Origin of the sequence: Microvirga sp. 3-52 (assembly GCF_018383585.1) — a bacterium.
GTDB lineage: Bacteria > Pseudomonadota > Alphaproteobacteria > Rhizobiales > Beijerinckiaceae > Microvirga.
On the sequence record NZ_JAHAMK010000002.1, the window covers coordinates 262413 to 278132 of the forward strand.

Consider the following 15720-nt stretch of genomic DNA (forward strand, 5'->3'; position numbering starts at 1 on the left):
ATATCCAGAGGACGATTGGAGGACGACAGAATGAAGAAGAGACTGCTCCTTGCCTTGGCCGCCGGGCTCATGATGACCACCGCGGCCTCTGCACAAACCCTGCGCATCGGCCTGAACGAAGATCCCGATGTGCTCGATCCGCACCGCGCGCGCACCTTCGTCGGGCGCATCGTGTTCACGTCGCTGTGCAACAAGCTCGTCGACATCACGCCCGACCTGAAGTTCACACCCGAACTCGCCACCGAATGGCAATGGGGCGACGACGGCAAGTCGCTGACCTTCAAGCTGCGTCCGGGGGTGAAATTCCATGACGGTGAGCCACTGAATGCGGCTGCCGTGAAGGCCAATATCGACCGCGCCCGCACCCTGCCGGACTCGTTGCGCAAGAGCGAGCTGACCTCCGTGGACAATGTCGAGGCGGTCGACGATCTGACCGTGAAGGTCAACCTCTCCCGCGCCGATGCGACCCTGCTCTCCCAGCTCTCCGATCGCGCCGGCATGATCATGTCACCGAAAGCGCTGACCTCAGCCGATTTCGGCCAGAAGCCGGTCTGCTCGGGCCCCTACAAATTCGTCGAGCGCGTACAGAACGACCGCATCGTGCTGGAGAAGTTCGCCGACCACTGGGACGCCAAGAACTTCAACTTCGAGCGCATCGTATTCCAGCCCATTCCGGACACGACCGTGCGTCTCGCCAACCTGCGCTCGGGCAATCTCGACCTTATCGAGCGCCTGGCGCCGAGCGACGTTCCCGCGGCCAAAAGCGACGCCAACCTGGTCTTCGCGCCGGTCTCGGGCATCGGCTATCAGGGCCTGACCATCAACACCAACAACGGCGAGCGCGCCAAGAGCCCCCTCGGCAAGGACAAGCGCGTCCGGCAAGCCTTCGAACTCTCCATCGACCGCAACGTCATCAACGAGGTGGTCGGAGCGGGAATCTATCCGCCGGCCGGGCAGCCCTTCCCGGAGGCCAGCCCCTACAACAATCCGAAATTCGGTCCGACCACCCGCGACGTCGCAAAGGCCAAGCAGCTTCTGAAGGAGGCCGGGGTCGACCGGGTGAAGTTCGAGCTGACCTTCGGCACGAGCACCACGACCCAGCAGATCGCCGAAATCATCCAGGCCATGGCGGCCGAGGCCGGCTTCGACATCTCGCTGCGTCCGACCGAGTTCGCCGCCATGCAGAAGGAGGCTCAGGCCGGCAATTTCGACGTGAACGTGATCGGCTGGTCCGGGCGCGTCGATCCGGACGGCAACATCCACGCCTTCGTCACCTGCAAGGGTGCGCTCAACGACGGCCGCTACTGCAACGAGCAGGTCGACAAGCTCTTGAACGATGCCCGCGTCACCAATGACGAGGCTAAGCGCAAGCAGCTCTACGATGCCGCACAGGAAATCCTGAAGCAGGACCTGCCGATCATCTACACCTACTACCAGCCCTGGCCCTTCGTTCACACGAAGAAGGTCCAGAACTTCAAGCCCTATCCGGACGGCATGATCCGCCTGCAGGGCGTGAAGTTCGCCTCCTGAACGACAATGTGTGCCCGGTTTCATGACCGGGCACACCCCTGCCCTTCTTTGATATGGGTTCCACGAGCTGATGCTGCGCTACATCGGACGACGAATACTGATTGCCATCCCGACGCTGATCATCGTGTCGCTCCTCGTCTTCGCCCTGCAGAAGCTTCTGCCCGGCGACCCGGTTCTCACCATGGCAGGCGAGGAGCGCGACCCGCAGGTGCTCGCCTATCTGCGTGAGAAGTACCGCCTGGATGATCCCATCCCGGTGCAGTACTTCGCGTGGATCGGCTCCGCACTGACCGGCAATCTCGGGATATCCCTACGCACCGACATCCCGGTGCTCGACCTGATCCTCAGCAAGCTGCCCGTGACCCTCGAGCTCGCCATCATGGCGATGATCGTGGCGCTTGCCATCGGCATTCCCACGGGCATCATCTCGGCCGTGAAGAAGGGAACGGCGGTCGACTACACGGCCAACGTGATCGCCCTGTCGGGATTGTCTATTCCCAATTTCTGGCTCGGCATCATGCTCATCATGCTGATCTCGGTGCGCTGGCAGCTCCTGCCCGCCTCCGGCTATGTGCCGCCAACCGAGGATCTATGGCTCAACATCAAGACCATGCTCATGCCGGCCTTCGTGCTCGGCACGGGTTTAGCCGCGAGCCTCATGCGCCACACCCGCAGCGCCATGCTCGGCGTCATGCGGTCCGACTACATCCGCACCGCCCGCGCCAAGGGACTTCTGTCCCGGAAGGTTATCCTGAAGCACGCCCTGCGCAACGCGCTCGTGCCCATCGTGACGCTCTCTACCCTGCTCTTCGGGGAGTTGCTGGCGGGTGCCGTCCTCACGGAGCAGATCTTCACCATCCCGGGCTTCGGCAAGCTCATCGTTGATGCGGTGTTCAATCGTGACTACGCGGTGGTGCAGGGCGTCGTCCTCTGTACGGCCGTCGGCTTCATCTTCATGAACCTTCTGGCCGATGTCCTTTACGTCCTCGTCAATCCCCGCCTGAGGCACGCCGCATGACCGCCACAGCCGCTATCGCCGACGAGGTCGCGCTGCCCAAGAAGCGCAGCCGCGTCCTCGCCAAGTTCCTGAAGAACAAGAGTGCCGTACTCGGCGGCGCCATCGTCCTGTTCTTCGTTCTCGCTGCCCTCATTGGGCCTTATCTCGCGCCCTACGACCCGATCAAGCCGAGCTTCACCAGCATCCGGAAGATGCCGTCGGCTCTGTTCTGGTTCGGCACGGACGAACTCGGGCGCGATGTGTTTTCGCGCATGCTCTGGGGCGCCCGTGCCTCGATCATGGCGGGTGTCGTTTCAGTCTTCATCGCCATCGTGCTTGGCGTGCCGTTCGGCCTCGTCGCCGGCTATTTCGGCGGCTTGATCGATGCCGCGATCTCCCGCGCCACCGACGCCATGCTGGCAATCCCCTTCCTCATCTTCGCCATCGCGCTCGCGGCATTTCTCGGGCCGAGCCTCACCAACGCCATGATCGCCATCGGTCTGTCCGCCATGCCGATCTTCATCCGCCTTACCCGCGGACAGGTGCTGACCGTGAAAGCGGAGGATTACGTGGAAGGCGCGCGCGCCATCGGTCTGCCCGATTTCTGGATCCTGGTGCGCTACGTTCTCCCGAACGTTCTGCCGCCGATCCTGGTCCAGGGTACGCTGACCATCGCGACCGCCATCATCGCTGAGGCGAGCCTGTCCTTCCTCGGCCTCGGCCAGCAGCCGCCCAATCCCTCCTGGGGCTCCATGCTCAACACGGCGAAGAACTTCATGGACCAGGCTCCCTGGATGTCGATCTTCCCCGGCTCGGCGATCTTCCTGATCGTGCTCGGATTCAATCTCCTCGGCGACGGCCTGCGCGATGCGCTCGATCCCCGCGAACAGTAACAATAACACCAACTTCGGATGAGACATATGTTTACGACCCGGCCAGAGATCCTCGGCACCTTCGGCATCGTCACCTCGACCCATTGGCTCGCCTCCGCGGCAGGCATGTCGATGCTCGAGAAAGGCGGCAATGCCTTTGACGCCTGCGTTGCCTCCGCGTTCGTGCTTCAGGTCGTCGAACCACATCTGGTGGGCCCATCCGGTGAGGTGCCTGCGGTGTTCTACTCGGCCAAGACCAAGAAGATCGAAGTGCTCTGCGGCCAGGGCACGGCCCCGAAAGGCGCCACCATCGCGCACTACAGGAACGAGGGCCTCAAGCTCATCCCGGGCAACGGCATGCTCGCCACCGTCGTGCCCGGCGCATTCGATGCCTGGATGCTGCTTCTGCGCGACCATGGCCTTCTCTCGCTGAGGGAGGTGCTGGAGCCTGCCATCTACTACGCCGAGCAGGGTCATCCCCTGCTGCCGCGCGTCTCCGACACCATCAAGGGCCTCAAGGAATTCTTCGAAACCGAATGGCCGACCTCCGCTGCCGTATTCCTGCCCGGCGGCGAGGTGCCGAAGCCCCGCCAGCTCTTCCGCAACCCGCAGCTTGCCGATACCTGGAAGCGCATCATCCGTGAGGGCGAGGCCAAGGGCAGTGACCGCGAGGCCCAGATCGAAGCGGCGCGCAACGCCTTCTACAAAGGCTTCGTGGCCGAGGCCATCGATGCCTTCGTGCGCAAGACCGAAGTCATGGACCAGAGCGGCTCACGCCACCGCGGCGTGCTGACCGGCGATGACATGGCAAAGTGGTCCGCAAGCTACGACGCTCCCCAGACCTACGACTACCACAATTACCGGGTGAACAAGATCAGGCCCTGGGGCCAGGGCCCGGTCTTCCTGCAGACACTGGCGCTCCTGAAGGGCTTCGATCTCGCCGCCATGGGGCCGACCAGCGCCGAGTTCATCCACATCATTACCGAGGCCAAGAAACTCGCCTTTGCCGACCGCGAAGCCTATTACGGTGATCCTGATTTCGTGGATGTTCCCATCGAGACCTTGCTGTCGGATGCCTATAACGACGAGCGTCGCAAGCTCATCGGCGACAAGGCCTCGTTCGAACTGCGCCCCGGCCGCATCGAAGGTTACGAGACCCAGGTCGACCGCACCCTTGAGGCCCTGCGCAACCTCTCGACGACGAACCGGGAGGTGACGGGCGGCGAGCCGACGCTTGCTTCCATGCGGTCGGCACGTCGCGGCGATACGGTGCATATCGACGTGGTAGACCGCTTCGGCAACATGATCGCCGCCATGCCCTCGGGCGGCTGGCTGCAATCTTCGCCGGTCATTCCCGAGCTCGGCTTCATGCTCAACTCGCGCGCCCAGATGTTCTGGCTCGAAGAGGGCCTGCCGGCCAGCCTCGCGCCGGGCAAGCGCCCGCGCACGACGCTCACCCCGACCCTCGCGGAGAAGGACGGCCAGCCCTACATGGTCTTCGGCTCACCCGGTGGCGACCAGCAGGAGCAGTGGCAGCTCCTTCTTTTCCTGCGCCATGCCCACCATGGCCTGAACCTGCAGGAAGCCATCGACCAGCCGATGTCGCACACGGCGCACTTCCCCTCCTCGTTCTATCCGCGCGAGCAGAAGCCCGGCCACCTCATGGCCGAGGAGACCTATGGCGCCGAGGTGCTCGACGAACTGCGCGCACGCGGCCATGAAGTCGAGGTCGCGCCTGCCTGGACGGTCGGTCGCCTCGTCGCGGCAAGCCGGGACAAGGATGGATTGCTGCACGGCGCCGCTACGCCGCGCCTCATGCAGGCCTACGCGGTCGGTCGTTGAGGAGCATGGGTCATGACTTGGTCGATCCTCGCCAAAGATCCTGAGACCGGCGCCTTCGGCGTTGCGGTAACCACCAAGTTCTTCGCCGTGGGAGCGCTCTGCCCCCACGGTGCGGCACGGATCGGTGCACTTGCCACGCAGGCGCTCGTGAATCCCCTTTACGGCCCCGATGGCATCCGGCTCTTGGCCGAGGGACGAGGCGCGGAGGACATTGTTGCGATCCTCACTGCTCAGGACCCTGGCCACGGCTCCCGCCAGCTCCATGTGATCGACCGTGATGGCCGCACGGCAGCCCATACGGGCCAGGACTGCATCGATTGGTGCGGGCATCTCACGGATGAGGGTGTCTCGGTCGCCGGCAACATGCTGGTGGGCCCATCTGTCATCGAAGCGACGCTCGAAACCTACAAGCGGCGCGTGGACCTGCCCTTCGCGGATCGTCTCATGAGTGCGCTCGATGCAGGGCAGGTCGAAGGCGGGGACAAGCGCGGCAAGCAATCTGCCGCCATCAAGATCTGGCGCGACGAGCCCTATCCCGTGCTCGACCTGCGCGTCGACGACCATCCCGAACCTCTGGCTGAGATGCGCCGGCTCTACGGCGTCGCTCATGAGCGTTTTCTCGCTTTCATGGATGCGATGGCCACTCGCGCCAATCCCGGCGGGATCACGGATCGGGCCTGGATTGACGAGAGAGCCCGCGGTTATCAGGCGCAGCAAGCGGGGCGCGACCCGCAGTAGGACAGCCTTGCAACAGTCTCACTTGCCGCGGGATTGAAAAGATCCTACGGCCATCATGCTATTCAGCGATGGACCTTCAGATGTTTGGTATCCCCCTGTTCGATCTGGCATGGCTTGTGGTGGCGCTCCTGGCGGCCGGCGCCATCACCGGCCTGCTTGCCGGCGTCTTCGGCGTCGGCGGCGGCGCGGTCGCCGTGCCGATCCTCTACGAGCTCTTCCGCATCCTGGAGGTGCCCGAGGAAGTCCGCATGCCGCTCTGCGTCGGAACCTCGCTCGCCATCATCATCCCGACCTCCATCCGCTCCTTCAATGCCCACAGAGCCAAAGGCGCGGTGGACATGACGATCCTGAGGGTCTGGGCCGTGCCCGTGGTGCTCGGCGTCGTCGTCGGCAGCGTCATCGCCCGCTACGCGCCGGCCGACCTGTTCAAGACCGTCTTCGTGGTGGTGGCCGGCCTCTCGGCGATCCGTCTGCTCTTCGGCAAGGACACCTGGCGCTTCGGCCTCGACATGCCGGCCAAGCCCATCATGGTGGCCTACGGCTGGCTCATCGGCATCCTCTCGGCGCTCATGGGGATCGGGGGCGGGCAGCTCTCCAACCTGTTCATGACCTTCTACAACCGCCCGATCCATCAGGCGGTGGCGACCTCGTCAGGCCTCGGCATCCTGATCTCGATTCCCGGTGCCCTCGGCTACATCTATGCCGGGTGGCCGCACATGGCCGATTACCCGGACGTGATCGCCTTCCAGCCGCCACTGGCTCTCGGCTACATCTCGCTCCTGGGTTTCGTGCTGTTCATCCCCACCAGCACCTGGATGGCGCCTGTCGGCGCGCGGCTGGCGCACCGTCTCTCCAAGCGTCGGCTCGAGGTGGCCTTCGGCATCTTCCTCCTCCTCGTCTGCGCACGCTTCGCCGCAAGCCTGCTGGTTTGAGTTCGCAAGAAGCCTTAAGCTGCGGCCCGAACGGAGGCACGGCGATGGATAATTCGACGGCAGGCCCTCTCCACGCTTATCTGGCCGGGACCGGACGGGATGGTCAGGGACGTCTTGCGGCCGATGTCCTCGGCTATCCCGACGAGCGATTGGAAGAGGTGCACGACTACATCCAGTGGCTGTTTCCGCTTCCGACCCGGAGCGGCGCCCAGCCTGAAGCCCCTGTTCTGACGCAGGTCGAGATTGAGGCGATCAGGGCCGACCGGAGCGCGCAGGACACTCTGAAACGAGCCGCCGAGCGGATGCTAAGGTTCTATCAGGATGCACATTGGTGGCTCACCTCGTACGATCATAACCATCTGCGCATCACCCGGATCATCCATAGCCTCCGAATTCTCACCGGTCCGGAGGAAGCTCAGCGCTTTCACAGGATCATATTGGATCTGAACGGCGGGGCAGGATCGCCCGTCAACGCACGCAGCCTTGAATACTGGTCAGACGCCGCAGGCGCGTGACCTCGTCAGGCCTTCGCCTCAGGCGAACTGCGCGTCGCTCAGCCGCTTGTAAATTCCATTGGCGGCGAGAAGCTCTTTGTGGTTGCCCTGTTCCGCGATGACGCCGTGATCGATCACGGCGATCCGGTCCGCGTTCACGATGGTGGCAAGGCGATGGGCGATGACGAGCGTCGTGCGCCCTTTCGACAACTCGGCGAGAGCCTGCTGGATCGCCCGCTCGGTCCCCGTGTCGAGGGCCGATGTTGCTTCGTCGAGGATCAGGATTGGCGGGTTCCTGAGGAAGATGCGAGCGATGGCGAGGCGCTGCTTCTGGCCGCCCGAGAGCTTGACTCCCCGCTCGCCGATGACTGTATCGAGGCCTGCCGGCAGAGAGGCGATCACCTCGTCGAGCCGTGCCCTGCGGGCGGCCTCATGAATTTCAGCCTCCGTGGCCTCAAGCCGTCCATAAGCGATGTTCTCGCGGATTGTGCCAGCGAACAGGAAGACATCCTGTTGCACGATGCCGATCTGGCTGCGCAGAGAGCGGAGGGTCATGTCGCGAATGTCGATCCCGTCGACGGTGATCGCGCCGCTGTCAACCTCGTAGAAGCGAGGCAGCAGCGAGCAGATAGTCGTCTTGCCCGCGCCCGATGGTCCAACGAAGGCAATGGTCTCGCCGGCGCGGATCGTCAGGTCGAGGCCCTCGAGGATGCTACGCTCCGCAGAATAGCCGAACACGACCTTCCTGTATTGAATGTCGCCTTTGAGCTTGCCGACATCCCTCGCGCCTGGGCGGTCTGCGATGTCCGGACGCGTATCCAGGAACGTCATGTAGCGTTTGAAGCCCGCGATGCCTTTCGGATAAGTCTCGATGACTGAATTGATCTTCTCGACCGGTCTGAAAAAGACCCCGACGAGGAGCAGGAAGCCGACGAAGCCGCCGGCGGTCAATTCACCCTTGAGCACCAGATAACTGCCCGCAACCATGACGACCATCTGGATCAGCCGCATGCTGAGATAGCTCAGCGAGGTCGACGCTGCCATGATCTTGTAGGCTTCGAGCTTGGTCTTGCGATAACCCTGGTTGTCGAGGGCGAACAGACGGCGCTCGTGATCCTCGTTGGCGAAGGCCTGGACCACGCGGATGCCGCCGACATTCTCCTCAATGCGCGCGTTGAAATCGCCGACCCGTCCGTAGAGGGCTTGCCAGTTGCGCGTCATGCGGCCGCCATAGCGTGTCGTCAGCCAGGCGGTGAGCGGAACCACCAGGGCCGTAATCAGGGCAAGTTTCGCATTGACCGTGAACATCAGAGTAAAGGCGCCCGCCAGCGTCATCACGGCAATGAAGAGATCTTCCGGCCCGTGATGGGCGACCTCGCCGATCTCTTCCAGATCCTTGGTGAGGCGGGCTACGAGGTGGCCGGTCTTCTGGTTGTCGAAGAAGCCGAAAGAAAGCTTCTGCAGATGGTCGAAGGCCTTGCGCCGCATCTCAGTTTCGATGTTGATGCCGAGCATATGGCCCCAATAGGTCACCGTCGCCATCAGACCTGCATTGAGGATATAGATGACAAGCAACAGGGCCGAGGCGAGCGCGATGAGCCCCCACTGACCGGTCGGAAGCAGGGTGTCGATGAACAACTTGACCGCAATCGGGAAGCCAAGCTCGAGCAGGCCCGAAGCCACCGCGCAGGAGAAGTCCAGCACGAATAGCCCGCGATGTGGCCGATAGTAGGCGAAAAAGCGATTGAGCAGAGAACGCATGGGGGACTAGGTACTGCCGGCGGCGGATCAGAGCAAGAGAGGGCTTGGTGCCGGCTCAGCGGACGAAGCTCACCGGCTGGCCGGTGATGGGATGCGGGATCACATCCATGGCAATGCCGTAGATAGCCTCCAACTGCTGCGGCGTCATGATCGCGTCGGGCGTGCCGCGGGCGATCAGCCGGCCTGTCTGCAGCGCCAGGATCTCATCGCAGAAGCGAGCGGCCATGTTCACGTCGTGCAGCACCACGACCACTCCGAGCCCGCGCTCGCGAGAGAGACGCTGCACGAGGGCGAGCACCTCCACCTGATGGGTGACGTCGAGCGCCGAAATCGGCTCGTCGAGCAGCAGGAACTGGGCATCCTGTGCCACCAGCATTGCCAGCCAGACTCGCTGGCGTTCACCGCCGGAGAGGGTGTCCACGAGACGATCTGCAAAAGGCTCCACGTCGGCGAGAGCCATGGCTTCCCTCACCTTCTCGCGGTCGGCTGGACCGAAGCGCCCTAAAGGTCCATGCCAGGGATACCGCCCCAGAGCCACGAGTTCCTTGACGAGCATGCCGGAGGCCGGCGGCGTCTGCTGCGGCAGATAGGCGACCCGTCTCGCAAAGGGCCGATCTCCCCAAGCCGACAATTCCCTCCCCTCGAAGGCAATGGCGCCACCGGATGCCGGCTGCTGGCGGGCCAACAGCTTGATGAGCGTCGACTTGCCCGAACCATTGTGGCCGATCAATCCGATCACACGCCGCCCCGGGAGGGACAGCGTGAGAGGATGAAGCAGGGTGCGCCCAGGAATCGCGAAGCTGACCTCCGTCAGTTCGAACAGAGAAGCCTCGGCGGCAGGGTTGGAGTTCGAAGCGGTGGACATGGGTTTAGGCACGGAGATGAGGGCGCCGCCTCGATACGGCGCCCTACACGTCACCACTTGTAGCTCGCCTTCAGCGTTGCGACCCGACCGGCACCGTAGTTGCAGGTGTACTGCGTGTCGCAGGATGATACATATTCGTTGTCGAGGAGGTTGTTGACGTTGAGCGCCACCGTGAAGTTGTCCCGCGTGTAGCGGATACCGGCATCGAACACGGTCGCGGCGGGCACCTTCAGGGTGTTCTCGTTGTCCACATAGGAGAAGCCGACATAGCGGACGCCGGCCCCGAGACCGAGACCTTTGAACGGGCCCTCCTGTACCGTATAGTCCAGCCAGCCCGACGCCAGGATCTCCGGAACCACGTTAGGGCGGTTGCCAATCAGCGCGACATTGGAATCCTCGGTGATCTCGATGTCATAGGCCGTAAAGGCGGCGATCGCCTTCAGGCCTTCCGTGATGTTGGCCTGCGCTTCGATCTCAAAGCCGCGCGAGCGCACCTCGCCCAACTGGGCCTCGAAGAAAGAATGCTCCGGGTCAGCCGTGGTAACGTTCTGACGCGTGAGATCGAACAGAGCCGCCGTGATCAGGCCATCGAAGAAGGTCGGCCGATATTTGAGGCCGACTTCATACTGCTGACCAGTTTCGGGCTCGAATGATTCACCGAAGAAATCGGAGCCAATGACGGGGTTGAAGGAGCGCGACACGGCAACATAGGGCGTCATCCCGTTGGCGAACTCATAGCCCAGTCCCAGGCGGCCGCTGAACTCGCCGGTGTTGTCGGTAAAGTTCGCTCTTCCGACTTTGTCGGTGCTCTCGGTGCTGACACGGTCGTAGCGCCCATTCAGGGTCGCAATCCAGCCGCCGAAGCGGATCTGATCCTGAGCATAGAACCCGAGCTGGTTCATGGTCAGGTCCTGGTCGAGGTAAGGAACCGTCGGCCCCTGAGGCGCACCATAGACCGGATTGACGGGGCTGATCGGCGTCCCACCGCCCGAAGCCTGGATGTGATCCAAGTTGTAGTACTTATAGTCCAGGCCGAGCAGCAGCGTGTGGCCGAGCGGCCCTGTGTTGAACTTCGCTTCTGCCTGATTGTCGAGGGAGAGCGTGTTCACCACCGTATGGTGGTTAAAGCCGATGCGGTAGAGCAGGAAGTCAGGCGCCACGGGCGTGGCAACCGGGAAACCGGTCGCCGGGTCGAGATAGCCGTACGGATAGGGACCACGCTCCTTTGAATCCGTATGGGCGTACCGGAAGTTCTGTCGGAGCGTCCAGACGTCATTGACGGCATGCTCGAACTCGTAGCCGATCATCGCCTGCTCGCGGCGGTAGAGATCGACCGCGGGCTCATTGTAGTAGAACCGGCGCGAGATACGTCCGAACGGCGCCGGAACGACTGTGCCGACATAGGGAAGGAAGCCTCCCGTGTGGGTGAGATCCATGTGCTGGTAGGACCCGAGCACGGTCAGCTCGGTACCCGCATTGGGCCTGAACGTGAGAGCTGGCGCGATTACGCCGCGGAAATCCTCGGCTTCCCTCGTCTCCCAGCCGCCTCCGGACACCTTGCCGGTCAGGCGGTAGGACCAGATCTTGTCCTTATCGAGCGCGCCGCCGAGATCGAAGGCCGCATAGCCGTTACCCCAGGAGTTGATCCCCGTCTCGACATAACGAAGCGGCTCGACTGTCGGGCGCTTGCTCACAAGATTGATCAAGCCTCCCGAAGCGCTGCCACCATAGAGAGCGGCAGCAGGTCCCTTGAGAACCTCGATGCGCTCCAGGATGAATGGATCGATAAAGAATCCGCCGAACCCGTATTGATAGAGCGGCAGATTGTTGAGGAAAACGCCCGTCTGGCCGGCATCGAAGCCACGGATGTAGAACCAGTCGGTGTCGGAATCCTCACCGAAGGGCTGCGCAAAGACGCCGGCCGTGTAGCGCAGAGCCTCGTCGACCTTCTGCGCCTGCCGGTCTTCTATCTCCTCGCGGCCGATCACCGAAACCGCCTGCGGAATTTCCTCGATGGGCGTGTCAGTCTTGGAGCCTGTTGCCGTGCGGTTGGGAACATAGCCATTCACCGGTCCGGTCGCGGTGCCGCCCTGCCCTTCGACAGTGACGGTTTCCAGCGCGATCTCGCCGGACGCAGGCTGCATCTGAGCCATGGATGGCCCGCTCGATGCCACCATCACGGCAAGCGAGACCAAGCTCACTCCCATACTCAACACATAACGACAATTCATAGCTGCCCCCAAGGCTTTCAGTCGCATCGAGGTCTGCTGAAACCTCACATGCGCGCGCAATCGGCGGATTGCTGGTCCGGGCGACTGACTATGGTTTCCGCTGGGTTCAGGCAAGAGCTATGTTTTAAAACTACTCTAAACTGCATTCTAAAATGATTATAAACTGTAGATAAGCTCTTTATATCTATTACAAACTGCGCCTGTTACTATATTGGGCCGGAAAGCAGACTTGTGGATCATGAGCCACGTCGCTCTCATCGACGGGCGGATCGGGGCTCGGAAGAGAAACCTTTGTGATGGAAATAGCCGCGCCTGTACTTTCAAGCATTGTTTGGAAATGTTCTAAGTTTTTACAATGATTGTGTTTTTGAGAGAAATCGATTGACGCGACAGCATCCACGGTTCATCAACCCGCTCCAGAGGATGAATGATGCTGGCGCCTACGTGATAAACAATGATCGAGAACGACATCCACTCGATCTTTGGGCCGAGACCACAGCAGCATAGTATTTGCGACCAAAATAGAAGTATAAATCATCCATCGTAGAAAGACCTGTAGGATCTTCTCCTGGTACGTCGAATGCCAACGCAGCCATATTCCGCACGAAATGCATTCGCGTTGACCCGACGCAGCTTCCTTGGCGCCGCAATCGGCTCTTCCATCATCGGCAAGGTCCAAGCGAAACCCCACCGGCGGATTGCCGTCGTCGATTGGGCCATGTTCGAGACCTTACTCGCCTTGGACGTCGAGCCTGTTGCAGCCACGGAACTCGTACAGTTTCGAAAGATCGCGGTCGAACCGCATGTGCCGGCGCAGGTTGCCGATCTCGGTCTTCGCGGCTCGCCAAACTTCGAAATGCTGCGCCTCTCCAATCCCGATCTGATCATCAGCTCGCGCTGGTTTACATGGGCGCAGGACAACCTCGAACAAATCGCTCCTGTCGTGTCCTATTCGGTCTACGAACCAGGTCGTCCCCCCTATGCCTCAGCCGCGCAGATCACCCTGGCCTTGGGAGAGCGTCTTGGACGCAAGCAGCGGGCGCAGGCGTATGTGGACATCTCATTTCTCGAGCTCGCGCAGGCTCGCCTGCGTGTCGCCGACAGGACGGCACGACCCGTTTTCCTGATCAATCTCGGCGACGCACGCCACTTCAGGGTCTTCGGCACCGACAGCATGTTCGGCGACGTTCTCCAGCGCCTCGGCTTCACGAATGCCTGGCCGAAAGCGACCAGCTACGCGGCGGCCGCTCCTATTCCCCTGGAAGCTCTCGCGGAAGTGCCCAAGGCATCGATCGTCATCATCTCTCCGGTTCCGCCGGATGCGCGCAGCACCCTCGCGAATAGCCCATTGTGGAATGCCTTTCCGGCCGTTCGAGAAGGACGTGTCGCGACGCTGCCACCCGTAAACCCCTTCGGCGCACTTCCCGCCGCAAGGCGTTTTGCGCGCGTGTTAACCGAAGCGCTCTTCGCCCTTGGAGAACCGAATGGTTAGGGCAATTTCGCAAAGGCCATCGGCTCTCGCGTGGCTCATGGCCGCTGCCGTCGCCATGGGTCTGTGCTGGTATCAGGTTGTGAACCTGCTTCCACTGTCAGACGGCCGGGGCTTCGAGCTGAATCGCATCCTTTTGTTCAACAGCGTTCTCCCTCGTGCTGCCGTCGCACTGCTCTCCGGTGCTGCCCTTGGACTGTCCGGCGCCCTGTTGCAGCAGGTTCTTCGCAACCCCATCGCGGATCCGTCGACGCTCGGCATCTCGGCAGGCGCGCAGTTCGCCATGACCACCGCCACCTTGTTTGCGCCGGCACTCATGGACAGCGCACGCGAGACCGTCGCGCTGCTCGGGGGCTTGGCGGTCGTCGCCTTTCTCATCACCGTTACCTGGAAGCGCGGGCTTGAGCCTATCACGGTCGTTCTCGCCGGCATGGTTGTTTCCCTGATTGCCATGGCATTGAGCGCGACGCTGATCCTCGCGAACGGCGAATACATGATGTCTCTTCTCATCTGGGGCAGCGGTTCACTCACCCAGCAGGGCTGGGACCACGCTCAGGCGATTGCGCTCGCGCTGTCAGTTTCCCTTCTCGCAGCCTTCCTCCTGATTCGCCCGCTGGAGATCCTGGGACTTGATGATGCGAGTGCGCGCAGCCTAGGGGTCAATCTCCTGTCCCTGCGGCTCCTCGCGCTTGCCGTCGCCGTGTGGCTTGCCACGACCGTCACGGCGGAAGTCGGCGTCATCGGTTTCATCGGCTTGGCAGCTCCCGCTTTCGCCCGATTGTGCGGCGCACGCAGTCAGAAAAACGTTTTCGTAGCAGCGCCGCTCATCGGAGCGGCCATCTTATGGCTGGCGGATGGTCTCGTGCAGCTTGCGGCGGCCGGGTCGGCAGAGATGGTACCGACAGGAGCCGCGACTGCGCTGCTCGGCGGACCGCTCCTCCTCTATCTGCTCCCGCGCCTGCGGCTTGCTCGTCACGCATCCGTGTCCATGTCGCCCTCACCTGTGCGACGGCTCGCTCGGCCACTCCTCCCGCTGCTTGTGATCCTGTTCCTCGTTCTGGGCATGATCGTGTCGGCTCTGCTTGTCGGACGCGGACCGGATGGCTGGAGCGTTGCGACCGGTCAGCTTCTCGACGACCTCCTCCCGTTCCGCGCACCGCGCATCGCTGCGGCAGCGGTCGCCGGGGCCATGCTGGCTGCGGCCGGAATGATCCTGCAGCGGATGACGGATAATCCTCTTGCGAGCCCGGAGGTACTGGGCGTCAGCGCTGGCGCTGGAGTAGGTTTGGCAGCCGTCCTCTTCACATTTCCTGCGCCGACCATGGGCACACGGCTGACCGGTGCCGTGATTGGCGTCCTGGTTGCCCTAATCGCGCTTCTCTCGGTCGCCGGGCAGCAGGAGAAGAATTCGGAGCGCCTCCTCCTTGGAGGCCTTGCGGTCGGAGCGCTTTGCAACGCTCTCGTCAACGCAGCGATGATCACGGGCGATGCCCGCGCCTTTCAGCTCCTGGCCTGGATCAGCGGCTCGACCAATCAAACCACGTGGACGGAGGCCTCTGCCGCACTCGCGGTGGCTCTGGCTCTGCTGGGACTGCTGCCCCTCATGACGCGCTGGCTCGAAATCCTGCCTCTGGGAGCCGACCATGCACGCGCTGTCGGATTGCCGCTTCAAATGACCCGCATGACCCTGACCCTGTTTGCCGCAGGCCTCACGGCCGCGGCTTCACTCATCGTCGGTCCTTTGAGCTTCGTCGGGCTCGTCGCTCCCCACATGGCGCGGCTGCTCGGCTTCGGTCGTGCCCATCATCAACTGCTGGCGGCTATCCTGATCGGAGCCGGGCTGATGACCGGAGCCGACTGGCTCTCCCGAATCGTCTCCTTTCCCTACCAACTCCCGTTGGGTCTTTTCGCTTCGCTCATCGGCGGACCGTATCTGATCTGGCTTTTGCGTCGAAACCGATAGATGGAG

General features: G+C 62.5%; 12 protein-coding genes. 9 read left to right on the top strand and 3 right to left on the bottom strand.

From position 1 onward, the window contains the following. Nucleotides 1–30: 30 nt before the first annotated feature. The 7 genes from KHP60_RS03190 (at nucleotide 31) to KHP60_RS03220 (ending at nucleotide 7426) form a co-directional block, all read left to right on the top strand. A complete protein-coding gene (locus KHP60_RS03190; protein WP_213562119.1) occupies nucleotides 31–1530 on the top strand; it encodes an ABC transporter substrate-binding protein in 1500 nt (499 codons plus the stop codon). Nucleotides 1531–1600: 70 nt separating this feature from the next. Further along, on the top strand, nucleotides 1601–2548 hold the full coding sequence (locus KHP60_RS03195; protein WP_213562120.1) for an ABC transporter permease: 948 nt from the start codon (nucleotides 1601–1603) through the stop codon (nucleotides 2546–2548). Then, on the top strand, nucleotides 2545–3420 hold the full coding sequence (locus tag KHP60_RS03200; protein WP_213562121.1) for an ABC transporter permease: 876 nt from the start codon (nucleotides 2545–2547) through the stop codon (nucleotides 3418–3420). The genes KHP60_RS03195 and KHP60_RS03200 overlap by 4 nt, the downstream gene beginning before the upstream one ends. A gap of 27 nt (nucleotides 3421–3447) precedes the next feature. Then, a complete protein-coding gene (locus KHP60_RS03205; protein WP_213562122.1) occupies nucleotides 3448–5241 on the top strand; it encodes a gamma-glutamyltransferase family protein in 1794 nt (597 codons plus the stop codon). Nucleotides 5242–5253: 12 nt separating this feature from the next. Continuing rightward, on the top strand, nucleotides 5254–5979 hold the full coding sequence (locus KHP60_RS03210; protein WP_213562123.1) for a DUF1028 domain-containing protein: 726 nt from the start codon (nucleotides 5254–5256) through the stop codon (nucleotides 5977–5979). 80 nt (nucleotides 5980–6059) lie between these two features. Beyond that, nucleotides 6060–6911 (top strand): sulfite exporter TauE/SafE family protein, encoded by an 852-nt coding sequence (locus tag KHP60_RS03215; protein ID WP_213562124.1) that lies wholly within the window; start codon nucleotides 6060–6062, stop codon nucleotides 6909–6911. Nucleotides 6912–6955: 44 nt separating this feature from the next. Further along, nucleotides 6956–7426 carry an opioid growth factor receptor-related protein gene (locus tag KHP60_RS03220; RefSeq protein ID WP_213562125.1) on the top strand — a complete coding sequence of 157 codons (471 nt, stop codon included), beginning with the start codon at nucleotides 6956–6958 and terminating at the stop codon, nucleotides 7424–7426. A gap of 18 nt (nucleotides 7427–7444) precedes the next feature. Here the strand turns inward: KHP60_RS03220 and KHP60_RS03225 are convergent, their stop codons facing one another. From KHP60_RS03225 to KHP60_RS03235, 3 genes are read right to left on the bottom strand one after another with little or no spacing between them, the layout of a single operon-like run. Further along, complete coding sequence (locus tag KHP60_RS03225) at nucleotides 7445–9166, bottom strand: ABC transporter ATP-binding protein (RefSeq protein WP_213562126.1); 1722 nt, start codon at nucleotides 9164–9166, stop codon at nucleotides 7445–7447. 55 nt (nucleotides 9167–9221) lie between these two features. Continuing rightward, nucleotides 9222–10031, bottom strand: coding sequence for an ATP-binding cassette domain-containing protein (locus tag KHP60_RS03230; protein ID WP_213562127.1), 810 nt, complete (start codon nucleotides 10029–10031; stop codon nucleotides 9222–9224). Between the two features lie 50 nt (nucleotides 10032–10081). Continuing rightward, a complete protein-coding gene (locus KHP60_RS03235; protein ID WP_249688456.1) occupies nucleotides 10082–12238 on the bottom strand; it encodes a TonB-dependent siderophore receptor in 2157 nt (718 codons plus the stop codon). 604 nt (nucleotides 12239–12842) lie between these two features. Between KHP60_RS03235 and KHP60_RS03240 the strand changes: the two genes are divergently transcribed. Together KHP60_RS03240 and fhuB are read left to right on the top strand one after the other, a co-directional pair. Beyond that, nucleotides 12843–13754, top strand: a complete 912-nt coding sequence (locus tag KHP60_RS03240) for an iron-siderophore ABC transporter substrate-binding protein (RefSeq protein WP_213562129.1) — start codon at nucleotides 12843–12845, stop codon at nucleotides 13752–13754. After that, nucleotides 13747–15714, top strand: coding sequence for a Fe(3+)-hydroxamate ABC transporter permease FhuB (gene fhuB / locus KHP60_RS03245; protein ID WP_213562130.1), 1968 nt, complete (start codon nucleotides 13747–13749; stop codon nucleotides 15712–15714). The genes KHP60_RS03240 and fhuB overlap by 8 nt, the downstream gene beginning before the upstream one ends. Nucleotides 15715–15720: the final 6 nt, after the last annotated feature.